The sequence below is a fragment of the Aeribacillus sp. FSL K6-2848 genome, assembly GCF_038004325.1.
Lineage (GTDB): Bacteria > Bacillota > Bacilli > Bacillales > Aeribacillaceae > Aeribacillus > Aeribacillus composti.
This window is the reverse complement of record NZ_JBBOQQ010000001.1, coordinates 934,923-955,004: the sequence shown is the minus strand read 5'-3', so window position 1 is coordinate 955,004 and position 20,082 is coordinate 934,923. Positions and strand designations below refer to the sequence as shown.

The following is a 20,082-nucleotide window of genomic DNA, read 5'->3' as shown; positions in this document are numbered from 1 at the left end:
TTTATGATTTAATAAGACTTTTCCCTGTCATTTCTTTCGGTTTTTCCAGCCCGAGCAGCTCGAGCATCGTTGGTGCTAAATCGCCTAAAATTCCGTCTTCTCTTAATTCGATTCCTTTTTTCGTTATAATAACCGGCACTGGATTTGTCGTATGTGCGGTTTGCGGTTTTCCGTCAAGTGTGACGACTTCGTCCGCATTTCCGTGGTCAGCAGTTATAATAGCTGTTCCGCCTTTTTCGAGAATCAAATCCACCACTTTTCCGAGACATTCATCAACCGCTTCGACTGCCTTTATCGTTGGCTCAAGTTTGCCGGAGTGGCCGACCATGTCCGGATTGGCAAAATTCAATATGATCGCATCATGCTTGTCAGCCTCAATTTCTTTTAAAAGCGCATCAGTTACTTCATATGCGCTCATTTCCGGTTTTAAATCATACGTGGCTACCTTCGGTGAATTAATTAAAATCCGTTCTTCGCCAGGAAACTTCTCTTCCCGGCCTCCGCTCATAAAGAACGTAACATGCGGATATTTTTCTGTTTCTGCTATGCGCAGCTGCCTCAATCCGGCTTGGGAAATGACTTCGCCAATTGTGTTGTCCAAGTTAACCGGCTTGAAGGCAACATATCCTTTCACCGTTTCGCTAAAATGCGTCAAACAAACGAAGAATAAACGTTTTGGATGTTTCGGTCCCCTATCAAAGGAACGGAAATCTTCATTTGTGAATGTATTCGAAATTTGAATAGCGCGATCCGGACGGAAATTATAGAAAATGACCGCGTCATCATCTTGAATGGTTGCAACAGGACTGCCGTCTTCTTTTGTCATAACAGAAGGGATGACAAACTCATCATAAATCCCGTGTGCATAAGAATCTTCAATACATTCGTATGCGTTTTTATAAGCTGGTCCTTCGCCATACACCATCGCTCTGTATGCTTTTTCTACTCGATCCCATCTTTTATCTCTGTCCATCGAGTAATAGCGGCCTGAAATCGTTGCGATCTGTCCTACTCCGTATTCATTGATTTTTTCATTCAGCTCATCAATATATTGCTTCGCCGTTTGCGGACCAACATCGCGTCCGTCCAAAAATCCATGAATAAACACATTTTTCACTTGCTGATCTTTCGCCAATTTTAACAAGGCGAATAAGTGGTTAATGTGGCTGTGAACACCGCCATCCGATAATAAGCCGAAAATGTGAAGGTTCGTTCCTTTTTCTTTCACGTGGTTCATAGCTGAAAGAAATGTTTCATTTTCAAAAAATTCGCCTTCACGAATCGCTATGTTAACGCGTGTCAAACTTTGGTATACAATTCTGCCTGCACCGATGTTTAAATGTCCAACTTCAGAATTTCCCATTTGACCTTCCGGCAAGCCGACAGCTTCTCCACATGCTTTTAACGTTGCATGCGGGTATGTATTCCAAAATCGATCAAAATTCGGCTTGTTCGCTTGAGCCACAGCATTTCCTTTCACTTCGTCACGCAGAGCAAAACCGTCTAATATAATTAACGCTACTGGCTTTTTACTCATTTTGGCCTGCCTCCAATAGCTGCAAGAAAGAGCGTGGTTCCAGGCTTGCGCCTCCGACTAATGCTCCGTCAACTTCCGGCTGGTTTAGAAAATCTTTAATATTTTCCGGTTTAACACTGCCGCCATATTGAATGCGAACTTCGTTTGCAACATCATCGGAATAAATATCGGCAATTACACCCCGAATATGGGCACATACTTCATTGGCATCCTCCGGAGAAGACGATTTTCCTGTGCCAATCGCCCAAATCGGCTCATAAGCAATCACGATGTTTTTCACAGCCGACGCATCGACTCCAGCCAACGCTTTTTTGACTTGATCGCCAACAATTTCATTCGTTTTTCCAGCTTCACGCTCAGCTAATGATTCGCCTACACATACGATCGGAGTTAATTCGTGTTTGAAAGCAGCCAATACTTTTTTGTTCACGGTTTCGTCTGTTTCGGCAAACATTTCCCGGCGTTCGGAGTGTCCAATGATCACATAATCAACACCGATATCCGCCAATGCAACAGGGCTGATTTCCCCTGTATAAGCTCCGCTTTCTTCAAAATGCATATTTTGAGCGCCAATTTTTAGTTCAGAGCCTTCAGCCAATTCCACAAGCTGACCTAAAAATAAGGCAGGTGCACATATAACGGAATCAACTTTATCCTGTGGGGGAACGAGTGATTTAACTTCCTTTACAAAGCTTTTTGCTTCTTCCAACGTCTTATGCATTTTCCAATTCCCTGCAATAATCGGCTTTCTCATCTTTACACCTTCCTTTTTACGGAAATGGTTGTGGTTATTTGTCTTCCAATATTTGAACTCCCGGAAGTTTCTTTCCTTCCATGAACTCTAAAGATGCTCCGCCTCCGGTTGAGATGTGGTTCATTTTATCCGCAAGGCCGAATTTTTCTACTGCTGCTGCTGAATCACCGCCGCCGATGACCGTATAAGTATGTTCTGCTTTCGCCAAGCTTTCCGCTACAGCTTTTGTTCCCTTTGCAAAAGCATCCATTTCAAAAACGCCCATCGGTCCGTTCCAAACAACAAGCTTTGATTGTTGAATGACATCCGCATAAATTTCAGCCGTTTTAGGTCCAATGTCAAGTGCTTCCCAATCAGCCGGAATGCTGTCAATATCCACTACTTTTGTATTGGCATCATTTGAAAAATCATCTGCTACCACAACATCTACAGGCATATAAAAGCGAACGCCCTTTTCTTTGGCACGTTCCATAAACGATTTTGCCAGTTCTATTTTATCTTCTTCAAGCAAAGACTTGCCGATTTCGTGACCCAGCGCTTTTACAAACGTATAAGCAAGTCCTCCGCCGATAATCAAATTATCTACACGTTCCAATAAATTTTCGATAACTCCGATTTTATCTTTTACTTTTGCACCCCCGATAATCGCTGTAAATGGGCGGTCAGGATTATCAAGCGCTTTAGATAAAACATTGATTTCTTTTTCCATTAAAAATCCTGCAACAGATGGTAAATATTCCGCAATGCCTGCGGTGGATGCATGTGCGCGGTGAGCGGCGCCAAAGGCATCGTTAACATATAGATCAGCCAATTCAGCAAAAGCTTTAGCTAGCTCAGGATCATTTTTTTCTTCGCCAGGATAAAAGCGTACATTTTCCAGAACGAGAATGTCGCCATTGTTTAACTTGTCTACTTCCGCTTTTACAGCCGCACCATAAGCTTCATCTACTTTGACCACCTTTTTGCCTAACAGTTCTTCTAAACGCTTCGCTACAGGCGTCAATCGAAGCTCTTCCACAACCTGTCCTTTTGGTCTGCCAAGGTGGCTGGCAAGCAATACTTTCGCTCCTTGATCCGCCAAGTATTGGATCGTTGGGAGTGCAGCTCGAATGCGTGTATCATCGGTTATTTTGCCATCCTGCATCGGTACATTAAAGTCAACTCGGCAAAATACCGTTTTCCCTTTCACATCGACATCTTTTATCGTTTTTTTGTTCATGGCTCAAGCTCCTCCTTCACAATAACGATCAGGAAAAAATTCTTCCTACATGTTGAAAGGGAAAGGGGAATGTAAACGTCCCCTTCCCCTTCCCGCTTTTCATTATAGCTTTTTAAACAGGCAAGCTACAAGTCCGTATTTAAAGATTATAAACCTTGTTTTGCAATGTAAGCCGCCAAATCTACCACGCGGTTTGAGTATCCTGTTTCGTTATCGTACCAAGAAACAACTTTCACCATGCGGTTTTCAAGCACCATAGTAGAAAGCGCATCAATCGTAGAAGAATGAGTATCACCATTATAGTCTCTGGATACAAGCGGCTCCTCGCTGTACGCTAAAATACCTTTCAATTCTCCTTCAGCTGCTTCTTTAAGCGCCGCATTTACTTCTTCCACTGTTACGTCTTTTTCAAGCTCAGCCACTAAGTCAACGATGGACACATTTGGTGTCGGAACACGCATTGCCATACCGTTAAGTTTTCCTTTTAATTCAGGCAATACGAGCGCAACTGCTTTAGCCGCACCAGTTGTTGTCGGTATGATAGATTCTGCTGCAGCGCGAGCGCGGCGGTAATCTTTGTGAGGCAAGTCTAAAATTTGTTGGTCATTTGTATAAGCGTGCACAGTTGTCATCATGCCTCGAACAATGCCAAATTTTTCATGCAAAACTTTTGCAAACGGAGCTAAGCAGTTTGTTGTACATGAAGCGTTGGAAATGACATGATGATTGCTTGGATCATATTTGTCTTCGTTTACGCCCATAACAATTGTGATATCTTCTTCTTTAGCCGGCGCAGAAATGATTACTTTTTTCGCACCTGCTTCAAGGTGTTTTGCTGCATCTTGACGGTTTGTGAAGCGACCAGTAGATTCTACTACAATGTCAACGCCAAGGTCTCCCCAGCCTAATTGAGCTGGATCGCGCTCGGATAATACTTGAATTTCTTTTCCATCCACGACCAAGTTATTTCCATTTACCCCGACTTCCACATCGAGTTTTCCATGAACAGAATCGTATTGTAAAAGATGTGCAAGCATGTTTGCATCTGTTAAATCGTTTACTGCTACTACTTCTACTTCAGGATTTTTTAATGCTGCGCGGAATACATTGCGTCCAATACGACCAAAACCATTAATACCAATTTTCACTGCCATCTTTAAGTCCTCCTTCAATTTTAGGAATGATGTTTATATTGAGGGAGCTTTACAGTTCCCTTAATAACTCTTTAGCTGCCACTTCGTCAGTTACTAAAATCGTGGCTAATGATTGATTCATATACGCTTTGATCGCTTTTGCTTTAGAGGCTCCTCCAGCAACCGCGATCACATTTCGTATGTTTTTTAAGTCCTCCAGCTGCATTCCAACCGTTTGAACTTTATGGACGACTTCACCTTTTTGGTTGAAGTAATAACCGAAAGCTTCGCCTACTGCATTTCCTTTTTTAATTTTTTCGAAATCTTCCTTCGGAGTCTTTCTTCGCTCCGCCATTGTTTGAGCATCCCCGATGCCATGAACAAGCATTTTCGCTGAACGTATAATTTTTAAAAGGTCTTTTATTTCCGGTTCTTCGATAATGGATTCATATGCTTCCTTGCTTAGCTGGTCAGGAACATGGAGCAGCCTGTATTTCCCATGTGCACGTTCAGCTATTTTGGCGCAAATCGTATTCGCCTGGTTTTCAACATTTTCCCCTAGTCCGCCTCTTGCAGGGACAAATAAAACATTTCGGCGATGACCTAACGGAATCATCATTTCAGCAACAGCTGCCAGCGTTGTGCCGCCTGCCACAGCAACAACCTCGTCATCCTGCAAATGATTCATGATGCATTGTGCACAAGCTCTTCCCATTTCTTTTTTCACGAGGGGCGAATGGTCGCTGTCACCTGAAACAACAATCACTTCATCTAAATGAAGCTTCTCTTTTAATGTAGTTTCCAAAAAAGTTAAACCTAAAACATCTTTCATCATTTCTTCCAATGATGAAAGAAGATCATCCCCTTCTTTCGTTAAGGTCATTCCCGAGGGGTGAATATGAATTAAATTTTGTTCTTTTAAAAATTGCACTTCTCCACGCAGAATTCTTTCACTGATGCCTAAATTGTTTGACAAGCTTCGTCTTCCTACAGGCTGCATCAGTCGAATGGACTGCAAAATTTGATAGCGCTTTTGCATAGTTTGGAGAAGATCAGGCAATAATTTTTTTTGAGCTTCAATTAATGATTGCATTTTCAAGACCCTTCAGCTCTTTCTTTCCGGGACTTTTTTTGTCCCTATAAGACAAATTATGTCCCAATTATAGCAAAAAAATTCACCCCTTGCTACATATATTATTTTAGCAGGAGCGCAAATGTTAATCAACAGAAACAAGTTCCAGCAAACGTTTTCTTAAAGAATTTTCTTCAATTTTCCCAAAAATAACAATCTTTCCATTCACTTCAATCACTGGAATCATTAGTTGATATTTTTCCAGCAGCCGGTCATCTTGATAAATATCTTTTTCTTTCAGATCAAAGGGTATTTCAGCTTGCAGCTTATACAGCAATTCCTTTGCTTCATCACATAATGGACATGTTTGCTTCGTATAAAGAACCACTTGATTCACGAATCCAATTCCTTTCTAATTATATCTTTTTCGCAAATTGGACGAAGGGATATTGAGCTGATCGCGGTATTTGGCCACTGTTCTTCTCGAAACATTCATATTATAATTCTCTTTCAACAGGTTGGCAATTTTTTGATCTGAAAGCGGTCTTTGCTTATTTTCTTGATCAATTAATTGCTGAATGACCTGTTTAACATTCGCACTTGATGTATCTTCTTCTCCCACTTTGTTAGTGAAAAAATATTTCAACTCATATAAACCGAAAGGAGTTTGAACAAATTTATCATTGACCGCTCTGCTTACAGTCGACTCGTGAATGTTAAGAGAATCAGCGATATCTTTTAATGTTAACGGTTTCAAAATGTTGTTTTTCAAATAGAAAAAGTCTTTCTGAAATCGTATAATTTCCTGCATAACTTTGACAAGCGTTTCCTTCCGCTGCTCAAGCGATTTTAACAGCCAGCGTCCTTGATGGAGTTTAGTCTGTACGTAAGATTTTACTTCTTTTTCTGTTTGTACAATCGGTTCGTAGTCCCGATTGATTTTAATTTGCGGCAAAAGATCTTCATTATAATATACAATCCAATCTCCATTTCGCTCTTCAATCATTAAATCAGGGATGATATAATTCGGGGTTTCCTCATCAAATTGCAGACCAGGTCTTGGATTCAATGTTTGAACAAAATCGAAAATTTGCTGAAGAGCATTCAGCGACAGACCTGTCTTTTTGGAAAGATCCTTCCAAGCTTTTGTGGCAAACAGATGAAAATGCTCTTTTAACACGAACTCGGAGCCTTCAGGTTTTTCCTCAATTTCTTTAGCCTGCAAAAGCAAGCATTCTTGAAGCGAACGTGCCCCGACGCCAATTGGATCTAATGATTGCAGTACAGACAGCTGTTTTTCCAAAAGATCGATCGAAATTTGGAACTTTTCCGATAGGCGGGATAAGTCTTCTGACATATAACCATTTGAGTCCACTGCATCGATTAAAATATGAATAGCACGCCGTTCGTTTTCGGTAAAACGAAATTCTACGAGCTGATTTCGCAAATGATCTTTTAGCCCCATCCCTTTTTTCGGCATATTTTCGATCCAGCGGCCATCCTCCTTGCTAGCCCTCTGCTGCTTTCTTTGATTATGATAAAATATCGGTGGATGGGATTCTTCCAATTCCACAAAGGGGTTTTCAAGCGTAATTTCCCTCAAGTAAGATACTAAATCGATTGTAGAATATTGCAAAAGCCCAATGGCTTGCTTCAGCTCTTTCGTCATCGCCAATCTCAAGGATTGGTTTTGGACTAAGTCCATTTTTATATGCATCAGAACTCCCCCCCTTTAGTTCTATTTTACATGAAGAATTTAAAAAAAGAATCTAAAATTTTGGAGGAACGAACATGACACAGCTTTTTTCTGTTTCCTATTTTAAAGAAAACTTTAAACAGTACATTGAAATGAATAAAGAAAAATCTTCAAAGATTGATGCCATGAACAGCTACTACCGATCTGTCGTCTCAACTTTAATTTACGACCAGCTAACCAAAAATGCTGAAATATTGAAAAGACTGCAAAATCTTGATCAAGCATATAATCAAGTGAAAAACGAGGAGTAAAAGGACTTTTAAATTTTAATGTATGAGATCAGTTTTTGAAGTCGGCATATAAGCCGATTTCTTTTTTTTACAGTAAAGCTTTTGGTTAAAACAAAAAACTGAGCAAATATAAGCTGCCCAGCTTTCGTTTTCGTTTTTATTTCGATTCATGTTTTGGCAAATATTCTGTCGTAAAAATTTCCTTTGCATCAAATGTTTTTTCTAATAAACCGAGATCGTGCAATTGTTTAATTAATGTTGCCCAGCGTTCTTCCGTCATATATCCGACTCCATGCTCTGCTGCATCTCCTCCATATACAAAATCCACTTGTGTTTCGGCTTCAAATTTTAATGATTCTAATTCCATATCAGCGTTGTCTTTCTGAATCACTTTATTAATCTCTTCGTAAGAATCTTTGTATAAATACCATCCTTCGACAAAAGCATCCACAAATGCTTTGACAGTTTCTTTATTTTTTTCTAAATAGTCTTTTGTAACATATAACACAACGTTATAAGGATTATAACCTGCATCAGATATGAGCTTCGTTTCTACATCTACTCCATCTTTTTTTAAGAAAAACGGCTCTGAAGTCACAAAGGCTTGGCTTACAGAATTGGGATCGCTAATAAAATTCGAATGCTGTCCTGTATAAGCCAATTCTTGTACATTACTTAAATTATATTTAGATTTCAAAAAGTCCCAATACGTAATACCAGGCTGTATATATACTTTTCTTCCATTTAATTCATCAAAATCGTCAATTCCCTTTCCTTTATGGAACATTAATGCCTGCGGGCTTCCTTGCATGGCAGCAGCTACAGCGACTAATTCAATTCCTTGATTTCTAGCAATAACCATTTGGTCAGCATGTGCAAGCCCAAAGTCAGCACTTCCAGATGCAACCATTTGAATAGACGAGACTTGCGGCCCACCCGGTTCGATCGTGACTTTTAAACCGTTTTTTTCAAACAATCCGTTTTCTTGTGCTGCATACAAACCGCCATGCTGCGCCTTCGGAAACCAATTTAATACAATTTTTACATCTTTTAAGTCTTTTTTCTCTTCATTCGAAGCGCTGTCTCCCTCGTTTGTTGAGCTGCTCGACTCTTGTCCGCCGCAGGCGGTGAGGAAGAACATGAATATAATCCCGATTAATAGAAAACTCGCTTTGCGCCATGCTTTCAATTCTTTTTCCCCCTTTTTGCACTTTTTTTGAAACTCAATAAAGCTCGTTCCCTAACGCAGCAAACCATTTTTATGCAAAAAAAATTAGCAAATAAATTCAGCTCTTGTAAGCAATAGTGATTATGTCAACTTAATTTTTGATCAAATTTTTTATTTTTCTCCCTTCATCGCGGATTCGTGCCATGATCTCAGCATGAAATGAGAAAACAAACTTACGAGTAAGTAAAAGACAATCCCAAAAATAGCAGCGGCAATTCCACAAGCAAATAAATATGGTGTTTTTAATTGAACGGCTGCTACCGTAATGGCATACCCTAAACCGCCTTTTCCTCCGCCAATTCCAGCTATATATTCACCCGTAATAGCTCCAACGATCGATAGCGTGCTGGATATTTTTAAGCCGGTCATCATGTAAGGCATAGCAGCCGGAATTCGGAGCTTCCACATTTTTTGCCATTTTGACGCATTATATAAAGTAAATAATTCGCTCATATTTTTATCGACTGAATTCAATCCCATTAACGTATTTGAAATAATCGGAAAAAATCCGATTAAAAATGAAATCATCACAATCGAATTGAAGCCCGAGCCGAACCAGATAACAACGATCGGTGCAACAGCTACAACCGGTATCGTTTGTAAAATAACCGCATACGGGTAAATGCTTATTTCTAAAATTTTTGAGCTTGCTAATAAAACCGCAAAGCCAATTCCAATGATGGCGCTTATTACAAATCCGATCACAGATTCAGCCACCGTTATTTGTATGGCTGGCCATAATAACTCCCAATCTTCAACCGCCGCTTGAAGGACGTCCGTCGGTTTTGGAAGTATAAACGGCTGCACGCCAACCATAATCGGTACAAACTGCCATAAAGAAAGAAAAACAACAAGCGCAGCAATCGGACCAATAATCTTCCATTTTGATTTGCTCCATATTTTCAGTTTGCCAGTATTATTTGATTGAGCGACAATTTCCTTCGTTTGAGTGGTTGCTGTTTGTACAGACATTTATACCAACTCCCTTCGGGTTGAACTATTCTCAAGACTTTGCGAGGAAATATCGACATATTCTGTAAACCGTTCATCTGTCCGCTCCCTCGGATAAGGAAGATCGACATCGATGATAGATGATAATCGTCCGGGCCGAGCTGACAACACTGCAATTCTAGTAGAAAGATAGACAGCTTCAAATACATTATGAGTAACGAACAAAATTGTCATTTTCTCCCTTTTCCATATTTCAAGCAGCTCCGTCTGCAAGGTCTGTCTTGTAATCTCGTCTAATGCAGCAAACGGTTCATCCATTAACAGCAATTTAGGTTTTGCAGCCAACGCTCGAGCTATAGACACCCTCATTCTCATTCCGCCTGACAACTGCCTAGGATACGACTTTATATGATCCTTTAGTCCAACCATCTCCAATACTTTGATCGCATCCTCTTTGCGGCTTTTTTTATCCGAACCCCTTAATTCTAAAGGCAGCATCACATTTTCCAGCACCGTTCTCCATGGAAGCAAGTTGGCATCTTGGAATACAAACGCAACATCATTTGTATTTTTTATAACTTCTTTCGGGTTTTGCCCAAATACTTCTACCTTGCCCTCAGTAGCTTCGCCTAAACCTGCCACCATTCTTAATGCCGTTGATTTCCCGCAGCCAGACGGGCCGAGGAAGCTTATAAATTCCCCTTCTGTGATGGAAAAATGGAATTGGCTTAAAGCGACTGTGCCGGTATTGTAAATCTTACTAACATGATGAAATGCGACAATCTCGTTTCGAATTGCTTCCACTGCTTATCCCCCCTTATCTAAGTTAGAATAGCTGAGTTTCTTATTCTTGGTTTTTTATAATTGACTTTTGTATGCTCAAGAGCCGTTTCCAGCATTCTTTCAGCAGCTTTTTGCGCCCGCATGGCAAATGATTCTTCATCGATATTGACAAGACGCCCTTTATCTACAACAATCTGTCCGCCAACGATAGTCATATCGACTGTCGGTGTGCCCGCTAGAATCGGAAGTGCCGTATCGTTGAAAAGCGCACCAGCAAATTCTAATCGATTCGTATCAATCATAAACATATCAGCAGCCTTGCCGACTTCCAATGAACCAATGGCATCTTCCCAGCCAAGCACTTTAGCTGAACCTCTCGTCGCAATCGACAAACAATCTTCAGCACTTAGCGCTGTCGTTCCATGCTGAAGATTATGGAGCAGGTTCATAATTTTTAAATCTAATAATAGATTGGAGGAATCATTAGAAGCTGAACCATCAACACCAAATCCCACTTTTACCCCTGCCTGCAGCATGTCCATAATTCGCATCGTTCCGGAAGCCATTTTCATATTGCTGCTCGGACAATGAGCAACTCCGCAGCCACAAGCACCCAGCTTGGCAATTTCTTTGTCATCAAACCAGATTCCATGCGCATACCACACGTCTTCGCCGACCCAACCTGTTTCTTCCATTAGTTCGAAAGGACGCATGCCAAACTTTTCTCTGCAAAAATCCTCTTCATCGATCGTTTCCGCCAAATGGGTATGCATCCGAACGCCATAACTGCGTGCTAAATCCGCTGATTCACGCAGCAAGTCTTTGCTAACCGAAAATGGTGAACAAGGTGCAACACCTACCCGCAGCATCGAAAATTTACTAGGATCATGATAGGTTTCAATAACTCTCATGGTATCTCGAAGAATAACATCCTCCGGCTGAACGATTTCATCTGGCGGCAATCCCCCTTTTGATCGGCCTAAACTCATAGAACCTCTAGTTGGGTAAAAACGAATTCCGATCTCACGCGCTGCCCGTATTTCTTCATCAATTAATTCGCCGCTGACCCCATTCGGAAAAACGTAAAAATGGTCAGCTGATGTCGTACAACCGCTTTTAAGCAACTCACCTAATCCGACAACAGCACTTAAATACACATCTTCCGGCCTTAGATGGCGCCAAATATCGTACAAAGCGATTAGCCAATCAAACAGCTCAACATTTTGCACCCAAGGGATATTGCGGGTGAAAGTCTGATACAAATGATGATGCGTATTGATTAACCCCGGATAAACAATTTTTCCGCGCGCATCAATGACAATATCCGCTGACTCACAAGGTAAATCATAGCCGATCGCTTTAATCTCTTGACCGACAACATACATGCTGCCGCCTGGGTATTCCGTTCGATTTTCATCCATCGTAATAATATTTTTGGCATTTTTTATGAACAACGTCTTCATTCATTCACCCCTTTATAATACGATCAATCCCCTTTATGTTAATTTTTATAACACAATACGTAATGTGTATTTATTATATATTCTTTTCAGCTGTATAACATTAGCGAATATTCACAATTTTTAATGTGATTTTGTGTATTTTAACTAAAAATTTGCGTATTTGTGTTATATATTATGACATAAATGGCATTTTTTAAGGGGAGCGGTATATGGGGGAGTGGATTTGTTTCCATATTTAGGAAATAAAAAGTCCAGTTTTTCAACTGAGCTAAATAAATATTTTTCGGCAACCGTTATATATAGGGACTTCCAAACGAACAGGCAATGTTGAATGAATCCGAATGTGACAGTAAAAGAGATGACCAGATTTAAATCTTGTACTCTACATCCGTAGTGAAATCCCTTTTGCATGCCGGTTGAAATTTTGCAATGTGACTGGTTCATTCGGATGGCCGTCATCAGGAACCGGCTTTGCCTGAATTGTTTTGTCCGAAAAGATTTCCTCCTGCAAACTCGGCTTCCATCAGAACCGTTTTATCCGATCACATATAAGGGAATACGCTAGGACGAATGATCGGTGCCGTAATAGTCAGATACCCTTGTGGCTTCGTCGTAATCTTGTATGCGTTTTTCTCTTATACATTACACCCTCTCTCAGGTAAAATAAAAAGCACTCCTAAAAGGAGCGCCAATTTTTGAAAAATTAATGGAATTCAACATCATCTATCTTCCATGAAAAACGATCAGATCTTGTATCTTCATTTTGTTTTTCTTTTTGATCATCAACAGGTTTATTTTTATTAATAACAATAGGTTCTTTACTATCCTCTTTCATTTTCTTGACCATCTCACATAAAAAATTGTGATCACTATAATCTGCTTTATTTTAAAAGTCGCTTCTTATCCAAAAATATTTCTTCTTCGCCCTAATAAACTGATTTGGAAAAATTCTTTCACTTCAACAATGCTATTAAACGGTTTATATTCAACCTTTTCGCTTAATTCTTCATCATCAAATGCTGGGTATCGTAACGTACCTACAACCATACGTATTACCAGGAAGCCCTCCTGCAGGTGGATTATTTACTGTACAAAAAAACTTTCCATCTATTTGTCTATGAGCTTTTCTTACTCTTTTATCGTGTGATATCGAGATTATTGTTTCAAATCTTATGGGTTAGATAAAAACGAATGGTTGCTTCAGCTTTTCTTGCGGTCTGATACAGTTTTAATTCCTCATAGTTAAGATAAAAACCTCAAGCCCACTTGGGTTGTTGGTGAAAATGTTGCGTTTCAATTCCTCATAGTTAAGATAAAAACTCGGCTTGCATTTTACCCATTATTACTCATCTCCTTTTCGTTTCAATTCCTCATAGTTAAGATAAAAACCCAAAAGTTGTTGATATGACAAAGTTTTGATAATACTGGAAAAAATTTTGTTATTTTCATTTTAACGTAAACAGGAATTTTTATCAATTCTCTGTTTTTCGTTTATTTTCTGCAATTTTTGTGTCGTTAATCAAAAAAATAAAGTGTCGTCGATCCCCCGGGATTTTTGCACGATTGGAGGTCGACGACAATTTTTTAGAAATGAGATTTCATTTTATATTGGATAATGAAAGTTACTTATATTTTCATAACAAACTTTGAATTTTATTTTTTCGTTTGGACACTTGTTATTTTTAAATGCTAATTTTCTTTTAAATCTTGTTGATGGTTTAATTTGATAAAAATCTCTTTTTATTTTCCAATTGTTTTATCTCAAGAGAAACCCTTGCAGTTAGAAACCAGAGGAAAAAGAGTATTTCGACGAAAAATCTTTTATGTAGAAACAAGAAACTACCATTTTGTCAACAACCATAAATTCTATTTTTCATTATTTTAAATTGTAATTTTTCGAAGAATTTGATACTTCTTCAAAAAATGGCTTAAATTTTTGGATGCTTTCAGATAATTGTTGATAAAATTTTTGTGGAGGGCGTGCATCCGTTCTTGTGCCTGCGTGGTTAATATCATTCCGATATTCTGTGATCGGGTTGAAAGGTTTAAGTAAATCTCGATAAGGTTTAAGTTTTTCAACTATATCCGCAACAAATGAAGGATTTTTTACCTGCCAATCTTCCTCAGGAATTCGCTCCAATAAAATACGAATCGCTGAATGCAAATCGGTACGAATATCTTTGTTTGTTTCGTCCAAACGGAACAATCTGCAAATAGCTGTCACCACATTTTCCTGCAACAAAGTGAGTCCGGGTTGTATTAATTGATTTTTTTCACACCAATCGGCCATTGCAAAAAGATTCTGAAAGGGATCTTCCGTAAAATTTTCATATTTCTTTTCCATTTCATCCAACAACGGAATTAACGGTTTAACCGTGTCCGTTTCAATATTGCGAACCTTATTTAATTGCTCGCGGAATTTTTTTATTTCTTCTGCAATTTGCAAACTGCGGGCTGTTTGCATCAATTTTCCGACCATATCAAGTTGATTCGCTAATTCTCTTAATTCTGAAACTTGTTTCCTCTCTTCTATAGTAGGATCTGGATCTGTATATATTTTTTTCACTTCATTGGATGTAAATTGTTGAATGACTGTTGCATCCCCTGTCCGAATAAATTGATCCACTCCATTTGTCCAATCAAGTAGCGCTGCCATATTGGTTACATCAATTATAGGCACCAATCGTTTTTCAACTGGTATGTTATCCACTTTTCTAGGATTTCCTAACTTTTCAAAAAATCCATACATAATCTTACCAATTGATGCTTTTTTTACTAATCTTGCATAATTTAATACTATTAAAGAAACGAACGGAATAGTGCGAAAGCTATGGGTGATATCGAAATAAATGCAATCACCTTCTTGAATCTCATTCAAGATAGCATCAAATAATTGCCAATTCGCTCTTTCATCTTGTGAACTATCAATTACAACTAATTTTATGTTTGCTTTAGGATCAATGCGATGAAAAGTTGTTTTTAAACCTTCCACTAATTGATTTTCTTCATTGACCCGATCGATCCAATTATTTTTTTCCGCCTCCTTCGTTGAAAAAATTACAACATCCATTTCACCATCTTTTTTAAAAAGTTCATAAATGGCCGTTTGAACAAAACGGGTATAGGAGGAAGTTTCCCCCTGATATGTATAAAAGCAAGGTTTGTAATCACTAAGTCCTAAAAAAGAAAGCAATACATTTCTTGCCATCTTAACCACCACTATTTTTAATTTTTGATCAAATATTCCGTTATATCTTCAAAACCGGACTCTTGCTGGTAGATTCCCTTTCCTTTTGCAGCCTCCCGCTCATACAGGTTGTGATCGAGCCATAAATAGTTGGCGTATAGAACATCTTCCTCTTCCTCGTAACGATAAGCCAAGCGGAATGGGTTTTTTCCATTTCTTGCTCCTTTATAAAGATGAAAATTTATTTTTTTCGGATTCAATTGAAATTGCAGTTCATGCCTGATTTCTTCTTGCCGTGCTTCACCGTGTTTTAATTTTTTGACAAGTTCCCGCATTTGCTGATAAATAAAAATAGACTGGTGATGATTTTGTTTTGTAAAATCCCGGACTTGTTTTGATGCAACATATTTTGTTCCAAATAAATGCTCATATTTGCTGCGTTCAAACAAATACAGACCAAATGCGGTCAGACCAACAAATTCATCTTCCAAATGAAATAAAGAAGGAAATTGTTTAATAAATCTTCGTTCTGCTTTCGTTAATTCGCTTAAAGGTTGATAATTTCTTTGGCATTTGCGTAGTAGCTCCACATTTTGATGCACAAATTCATCCTTTATATCCAGCGGAATAGGCGGTATTTCATGCAACACTTGATTCGTTTCATGTAAATATGCTGTGGGATAATTTAAAAAGGAACCTACAATTGATCCAAAGGAGGTCATCACTTTATATCCTCCAATTGGCGCAAAACATGTAGAATTCGGTTCACCCTGTTCAAGTGCAATACTAAGTTTTAACAAATAATCACCAATGGTAGCATTTAATTTTGCTGGATTTGACACATCAATATCCACAAATAAAGCTTCCACATGAGCTTGAAAATATTTTTCAAACAAATAACAAAGCAATTCTTTCGAGATTTCCCCGCCAACTGTATTGGTTAAAAGAAGGATAACCTTTGGATGTTTTCCAAGCTTCCCTTTCTCCCTTAATGCATATAACATGGAATACTCTGCAGAAACTTCTGTTGGTTTTTCTAAAATCTCACTATCAACAGTTCTGGCAAACTGGAGATATTTTTCTTTTATTGAGTCAATTTGTTCCTTTTCGGCTTTTTCTTGCAACGAAACATTTATATCAGGTGTGTCATTGCTTTTTTGGCTAAATATGTTGTCAGAACCAAAAATGGAAACACCGCATGTCATAACTACTGTATGGTACATAGTATCACCCCCGCTTCTATTCATAGGAACACATTCATTAAACAATTCACCAGCGAAGACTGAGGAAATAGTAAAAAGTTCATTTCACTTGAAAGTAAGTATTCTCCGTTCTTGGTTTTCAATAAATGTTTTTCCTTTAGAATTATGCAATCAGCACCAGCACAACAATTTTTTATCAATCCACTTTTAAAAATAGCAACAACAAATCTATTTATTGTGGATACTCTCTAAAATTGACATGCTGAAAGATGCGATTCGTTCGAATGGTTCCGTCCTTTAGTTGTTCTTCTATCACTTTCCTTTCAGTTGTAGCATAATAAACAGCGTATCCTCTTTTCTTTAACCATTGAACGAGGCAAAATGTTGCGCCAAATTCCCCTTGAACAATCAGTTTGTCCCCTTTTTTCAACTGTTTTGAAAGCCAATTTTTTATTTCTCTTAAAAAATCTTCTTGCCATTCCCCTGATGGGGGAATATTGGACCATATTTTTTGCAGGGAATCCGGCAGATACACAATATCATCAATTTTAAAACGTTGGTTAATTTCTTGTATTTGTATTTCTGACAATTTATGAGACAAAATGACAAACAACTTCATCTTAAAACTCCTAAAATAAGTTTCTCTAAATCATAATATATACCCATCCTAATACCGATTCATAAACCTGACCGTTTTGAATAACAGATCTTGTTCTAGGAAAAGGAAGATAACTTCCCAAATTTGTTTTATTTCTAATCTTTTTAAGATCTTGTGGTGAAAATAAACCGGCAATTGTATTATCATAAAACGTTTTAGCGCTTCCCAGCCTCATAACAGCACCGTTTTGTTCCTTCTCAAACTGCTGTGCACTCTTCAGCAATTTTTCATATAAGTCTGTTACCAGACTAAGTTCCGGAATTTTCAATTCCTTCAGTAAATTCCATTCTTTCTCAATTAGTTGTTTATAAAAGGAATTGACCATATGTAAAATCTTCCGTTCGCCGTTTTCTCCTTCTTCACTATATAAATAAGAAAATCGTTTATCTAAAGAGTGATAGTTCCGCTTTGCTTTACATTGAAGCCGAAATGTCAATTGTGTATTTTCCGGGATGGCTTCTTTTGTAACGGGTATAGTTCCGGTTTTCTTTTTGAAATCAAACCGCAAAGTTTTCACAATCATGATTTCGTCAGGTTTTAACATCGTTGAATCGGATATATGTAAATGTTTTAATAAATCATTTTCGAATTTACCAAATAAATCCTCACCATTAGATTGTTTCATATTTTTGGGAACATCATCAAGGGAAAAACCGTCTTCTTGACGATGTACAAATAATAAACCTGTACGAACAGCACCTTTAATGCTGCTTCCCGGAATAAAAGGTCTTGCACTGCTTTTAATACACTCTTGAATTTCTTCATTTTTTACATCGGCATTCGTTTGAACGGCTGATCTTGCCAATTGCTTATAATTCAAACCATACTCTTTAAAAAAGTGTTTTAAGGTATAAACATCGTTTGTATATTTCTTTGCAGAAATCCTTTGAACAAATTCATCAATAACTTTTTCGTTATTTTCCATTTCATATAATGCCTTTTCGACCTTATGAGGATCAATAATATAGACCATTCCGGTTTCATCATCAAAAATATAATCACTATACGGAGAAAGGATGTCACCATTGCCAATATGGAGAGGAGTAACTGTTTCTAAACGGAGGGTTAAGCCATTTCCCATCATGTTTTCCCTCCAAAACCAACAAATATGCTTTTCCCATATAAATAAACGGAATGATCAAAATTTTCAGGCTCTACATTGATCATATCACCTTTTACTTTTTCCCTAAACAAACTCCCCTCATTAATGACCATGGCGCTTTTTTTCCGAACTGTTTTTCCACCTAACGAATATACAAAGCCACTTCTTTTTTCCAATTCATAAAAATACAATTTTCCTGCTTCTTCTTTTTTCGGAAAATAAGTGGAAAGATTCATAAAATATCGCCCCTTTTGCGGCAATGTATAGGAAGTTTCTTTCCATTCAATTTTATGAAAAAATCCTTTTCCTAAACTTCTTTTTCCTCCAATTCCTTCATCTGCCAATAATTGAATGGCCGCGTTTAAAAAGACAGGCAGCTTTCCGTCAATTATAAAATACATAAAGGGTTGGACACGATAATATTTTGTTTCGTCAAAGGTCACTTCCAAATGCTCTTGAAAGTAAAATTTGCCCGGCTTCTTCAAATCTCTGCTTACTTCCACTCCAGGTTTACTGTCAAAATGTAAAAAGCGCAAAGACTGTAATTCTTGTTCTGTACATTCTAAATCAGCTATTTCTTCCCGTAAAACAGCAAATTTTTTCCCGATTAAAACGATTGAGCGAAAATCAAATTTGCAAGCCTCCTCTTCTTCATTCCAACTTTTTGACAGCTTTTCCAATAGTTTTATTGAAACATAATTTATTTTTTTTATTTCCTTATAGGAAACGGAATGTTGTTCAGTGCTCATAAAATCCACTTTTGGCCGCGGAAAAAAATAGATCGTCGCACCATTTTTATGTTGTTGTTTCGGCAAAAAATCCAACCCATAAAAGATGGAGGAAAAATGAATATGATCTTCACGTAACAACGATGTAAATTCACTTAACTGTTTATCCCCATATAAAAGGACGACATTATTCATTAACGCAGAAACAAGTTGATCTGAAGAAAAATGATCCTTTAAGTCACCGCTGGAGTCGCCAAAATGAAATTTTGCATGATCATTAAGCAATAGTTTGGCTATTTTCATGCTTTCTCTTCCTCTTCTACCAAACTTTTTAATTTATTTTTTGCCTCTTCGTCCTCAAAATCCGATAACAAACCCGAAAAAATCTCTTTGCCTGTGCCTCCGCTTTCATAATCTGAGACAGTTTTCAATAAAATGGATACATTTTGAAATTGGATTCTTCCGTAGCCCCGTGAACCGTTTCCGCCCAAATAGTCATCTTCAAGCAATCTCAATGCGGTTATTACTTGATGAAAATATTCGATATCTTTTTTCGTCAAAATATTATAAATCATATTAAAATCGAATATGCTCCCAGCTGGAACCCGTTCCTGCTGACGAGGATGAGCTGCCTTTGAAGTTAATCGATTAATTTGATTTTCCCATTTTCCTTCTGTATAGGTAAGTTCTAAATTGGAAAAAATCCCTTCTTTTTTTTCCATTTGTTTTTTTGTATTCTCATTTAATTTTGCATCCCTTACGTATAAACGGGTCGGTCCCGCCGTTATGTTTTTATTTTTAGTAGGCAGGCCTGTTCCAAACACTGTGCAGATAAAGCATTTATCCGTTCCACATGAGCAAACTTCTGTACGGCCCTCACGTTTTTCGATCAAACTGCGAAGCTTTCCCTTCAATGATGAGCCTGGTATATAAGGAACACCTTCAGAATTTTTAATGACGTTATTGTCAATTCCCCCAATGGCCACATCACTTTTGGATCCTCCTATTGCCAGTCCCGTGAGCACTTCAATATGGCCTGTAATTAACAATTTTCCTAACAGTTTCACGATCCATTACCT

General features: G+C 38.2%; 21 protein-coding genes. 1 reads left to right on the top strand and 20 read right to left on the bottom strand.

Going from position 1 to position 20,082, the window contains the following annotated elements:
* Position 1: 1 nt before the first annotated feature.
* The 7 genes from gpmI to rpoN form a co-directional block, all read right to left on the bottom strand.
* A complete protein-coding gene (gene gpmI, locus NSS70_RS04730; RefSeq protein WP_066249157.1) occupies positions 2–1,537 on the bottom strand; it encodes a 2,3-bisphosphoglycerate-independent phosphoglycerate mutase in 1,536 nt (511 codons plus the stop codon).
* The gene (gene tpiA, locus NSS70_RS04725; RefSeq protein ID WP_339194463.1) at positions 1,530–2,291 is read right to left on the bottom strand and encodes a triose-phosphate isomerase; all 762 of its coding nucleotides are present in this window, start codon (positions 2,289–2,291) and stop codon (positions 1,530–1,532) included. The genes gpmI and tpiA overlap by 8 nt, the downstream gene beginning before the upstream one ends.
* A 34-nt stretch (positions 2,292–2,325) precedes the next feature.
* Positions 2,326–3,510 (bottom strand): phosphoglycerate kinase, encoded by a 1,185-nt coding sequence (locus tag NSS70_RS04720; RefSeq protein WP_130156827.1) that lies wholly within the window; start codon positions 3,508–3,510, stop codon positions 2,326–2,328.
* Positions 3,511–3,656: 146 nt separating this feature from the next.
* Positions 3,657–4,664: a type I glyceraldehyde-3-phosphate dehydrogenase gene (gap, locus tag NSS70_RS04715; protein ID WP_063386960.1), complete on the bottom strand. Its 1,008-nt coding sequence runs from the start codon at positions 4,662–4,664 to the stop codon at positions 3,657–3,659.
* A gap of 49 nt (positions 4,665–4,713) precedes the next feature.
* On the bottom strand, positions 4,714–5,736 hold the full coding sequence (locus tag NSS70_RS04710; protein ID WP_066249144.1) for a sugar-binding transcriptional regulator: 1,023 nt from the start codon (positions 5,734–5,736) through the stop codon (positions 4,714–4,716).
* Between the two features lie 124 nt (positions 5,737–5,860).
* On the bottom strand, positions 5,861–6,112 hold the full coding sequence (locus NSS70_RS04705; RefSeq protein WP_063386962.1) for a glutaredoxin family protein: 252 nt from the start codon (positions 6,110–6,112) through the stop codon (positions 5,861–5,863).
* A 15-nt stretch (positions 6,113–6,127) separates the two neighbouring features.
* The gene (rpoN, locus tag NSS70_RS04700) at positions 6,128–7,432 is read right to left on the bottom strand and encodes an RNA polymerase factor sigma-54 (RefSeq protein ID WP_339194458.1); all 1,305 of its coding nucleotides are present in this window, start codon (positions 7,430–7,432) and stop codon (positions 6,128–6,130) included.
* A 74-nt stretch (positions 7,433–7,506) separates the two neighbouring features.
* Here rpoN and yvfG point away from each other — a divergent pair, with 74 nt between their 5' ends.
* Positions 7,507–7,722 carry a protein YvfG gene (gene yvfG / locus NSS70_RS04695; protein ID WP_063386963.1) on the top strand — a complete coding sequence of 72 codons (216 nt, stop codon included), beginning with the start codon at positions 7,507–7,509 and terminating at the stop codon, positions 7,720–7,722.
* A gap of 136 nt (positions 7,723–7,858) precedes the next feature.
* On the opposite strand, the gene NSS70_RS04690 is transcribed toward yvfG, so the two are convergent.
* The 13 genes from NSS70_RS04690 to csm3 all read right to left on the bottom strand — a co-directional run bounded on the left by NSS70_RS04690 (position 7,859) and on the right by csm3 (position 20,070).
* Positions 7,859–8,890, bottom strand: coding sequence for an ABC transporter substrate-binding protein (locus NSS70_RS04690; protein WP_327862679.1), 1,032 nt, complete (start codon positions 8,888–8,890; stop codon positions 7,859–7,861).
* Positions 8,891–9,040: 150 nt separating this feature from the next.
* A complete protein-coding gene (locus tag NSS70_RS04685) occupies positions 9,041–9,901 on the bottom strand; it encodes an ABC transporter permease (protein WP_063386965.1) in 861 nt (286 codons plus the stop codon).
* Positions 9,902–10,684, bottom strand: a complete 783-nt coding sequence (locus tag NSS70_RS04680; protein ID WP_066249138.1) for an ABC transporter ATP-binding protein — start codon at positions 10,682–10,684, stop codon at positions 9,902–9,904.
* 17 nt (positions 10,685–10,701) lie between these two features.
* Positions 10,702–12,126 carry an 8-oxoguanine deaminase gene (locus NSS70_RS04675; RefSeq protein ID WP_340881034.1) on the bottom strand — a complete coding sequence of 475 codons (1,425 nt, stop codon included), beginning with the start codon at positions 12,124–12,126 and terminating at the stop codon, positions 10,702–10,704.
* Positions 12,127–12,508: 382 nt separating this feature from the next.
* Positions 12,509–12,637 (bottom strand): hypothetical protein, encoded by a 129-nt coding sequence (locus NSS70_RS04670; RefSeq protein WP_340881033.1) that lies wholly within the window; start codon positions 12,635–12,637, stop codon positions 12,509–12,511.
* Positions 12,638–12,829: 192 nt separating this feature from the next.
* Positions 12,830–12,961 carry a hypothetical protein gene (locus tag NSS70_RS04665; protein WP_339211048.1) on the bottom strand — a complete coding sequence of 44 codons (132 nt, stop codon included), beginning with the start codon at positions 12,959–12,961 and terminating at the stop codon, positions 12,830–12,832.
* Positions 12,962–13,026: 65 nt separating this feature from the next.
* Positions 13,027–13,173 (bottom strand): hypothetical protein, encoded by a 147-nt coding sequence (locus NSS70_RS04660; RefSeq protein ID WP_340881032.1) that lies wholly within the window; start codon positions 13,171–13,173, stop codon positions 13,027–13,029.
* An 829-nt stretch (positions 13,174–14,002) separates the two neighbouring features.
* Positions 14,003–15,334: a TIGR02221 family CRISPR-associated protein gene (gene csx2 / locus NSS70_RS04655; RefSeq protein ID WP_340881031.1), complete on the bottom strand. Its 1,332-nt coding sequence runs from the start codon at positions 15,332–15,334 to the stop codon at positions 14,003–14,005.
* A gap of 17 nt (positions 15,335–15,351) precedes the next feature.
* Positions 15,352–16,536 carry a CRISPR-associated protein gene (locus NSS70_RS04650; protein ID WP_340881030.1) on the bottom strand — a complete coding sequence of 395 codons (1,185 nt, stop codon included), beginning with the start codon at positions 16,534–16,536 and terminating at the stop codon, positions 15,352–15,354.
* A gap of 211 nt (positions 16,537–16,747) precedes the next feature.
* Positions 16,748–17,134, bottom strand: a complete 387-nt coding sequence (gene csx20, locus NSS70_RS04645) for a CRISPR-associated protein Csx20 (protein WP_339194417.1) — start codon at positions 17,132–17,134, stop codon at positions 16,748–16,750.
* A gap of 25 nt (positions 17,135–17,159) precedes the next feature.
* Positions 17,160–18,257: a type III-A CRISPR-associated RAMP protein Csm5 gene (gene csm5, locus NSS70_RS04640; RefSeq protein WP_339194414.1), complete on the bottom strand. Its 1,098-nt coding sequence runs from the start codon at positions 18,255–18,257 to the stop codon at positions 17,160–17,162.
* Complete coding sequence (gene csm4, locus NSS70_RS04635; RefSeq protein ID WP_339194412.1) at positions 18,254–19,306, bottom strand: type III-A CRISPR-associated RAMP protein Csm4; 1,053 nt, start codon at positions 19,304–19,306, stop codon at positions 18,254–18,256. Before csm4 ends, csm5 begins: the two co-directional genes overlap by 4 nt.
* A complete protein-coding gene (gene csm3, locus NSS70_RS04630; protein ID WP_339194409.1) occupies positions 19,303–20,070 on the bottom strand; it encodes a type III-A CRISPR-associated RAMP protein Csm3 in 768 nt (255 codons plus the stop codon). Before csm3 ends, csm4 begins: the two co-directional genes overlap by 4 nt.
* Between the last annotated feature and the right edge of the window lie 12 nt (positions 20,071–20,082).

Excerpts from the sequence above, each read along its gene's own strand:
- csm4 (WP_339194412.1), bottom strand. The coding sequence starts at position 19,306 with ATGAAAATAGCCAAACTATTGCTTAATGATCATGCAAAATTTCATTTT.
- NSS70_RS04675 (WP_340881034.1), bottom strand. The coding sequence starts at position 12,126 with ATGAAGACGTTGTTCATAAAAAATGCCAAAAATATTATTACGATGGAT.
- gap (WP_063386960.1), bottom strand. The coding sequence starts at position 4,664 with ATGGCAGTGAAAATTGGTATTAATGGTTTTGGTCGTATTGGACGCAAT.
- NSS70_RS04710 (WP_066249144.1), bottom strand. The coding sequence starts at position 5,736 with ATGCAATCATTAATTGAAGCTCAAAAAAAATTATTGCCTGATCTTCTC.
- csx2 (WP_340881031.1), bottom strand. The coding sequence starts at position 15,334 with ATGGCAAGAAATGTATTGCTTTCTTTTTTAGGACTTAGTGATTACAAA.
- rpoN (WP_339194458.1), bottom strand. The coding sequence starts at position 7,432 with ATGCATATAAAAATGGACTTAGTCCAAAACCAATCCTTGAGATTGGCG.
- csm5 (WP_339194414.1), bottom strand. The coding sequence starts at position 18,257 with ATGATGGGAAATGGCTTAACCCTCCGTTTAGAAACAGTTACTCCTCTC.
- NSS70_RS04685 (WP_063386965.1), bottom strand. The coding sequence starts at position 9,901 with ATGTCTGTACAAACAGCAACCACTCAAACGAAGGAAATTGTCGCTCAA.
- csx20 (WP_339194417.1), bottom strand. The coding sequence starts at position 17,134 with ATGAAGTTGTTTGTCATTTTGTCTCATAAATTGTCAGAAATACAAATA.
- NSS70_RS04665 (WP_339211048.1), bottom strand. The coding sequence starts at position 12,961 with ATGAAAGAGGATAGTAAAGAACCTATTGTTATTAATAAAAATAAACCT.
- gpmI (WP_066249157.1), bottom strand. The coding sequence starts at position 1,537 with ATGAGTAAAAAGCCAGTAGCGTTAATTATATTAGACGGTTTTGCTCTG.
- NSS70_RS04720 (WP_130156827.1), bottom strand. The coding sequence starts at position 3,510 with ATGAACAAAAAAACGATAAAAGATGTCGATGTGAAAGGGAAAACGGTA.
- NSS70_RS04650 (WP_340881030.1), bottom strand. The coding sequence starts at position 16,536 with ATGTACCATACAGTAGTTATGACATGCGGTGTTTCCATTTTTGGTTCT.
- NSS70_RS04660 (WP_340881032.1), bottom strand. The coding sequence starts at position 13,173 with ATGGTTGTAGGTACGTTACGATACCCAGCATTTGATGATGAAGAATTA.
- tpiA (WP_339194463.1), bottom strand. The coding sequence starts at position 2,291 with ATGAGAAAGCCGATTATTGCAGGGAATTGGAAAATGCATAAGACGTTG.
- yvfG (WP_063386963.1), top strand. The coding sequence starts at position 7,507 with ATGACACAGCTTTTTTCTGTTTCCTATTTTAAAGAAAACTTTAAACAG.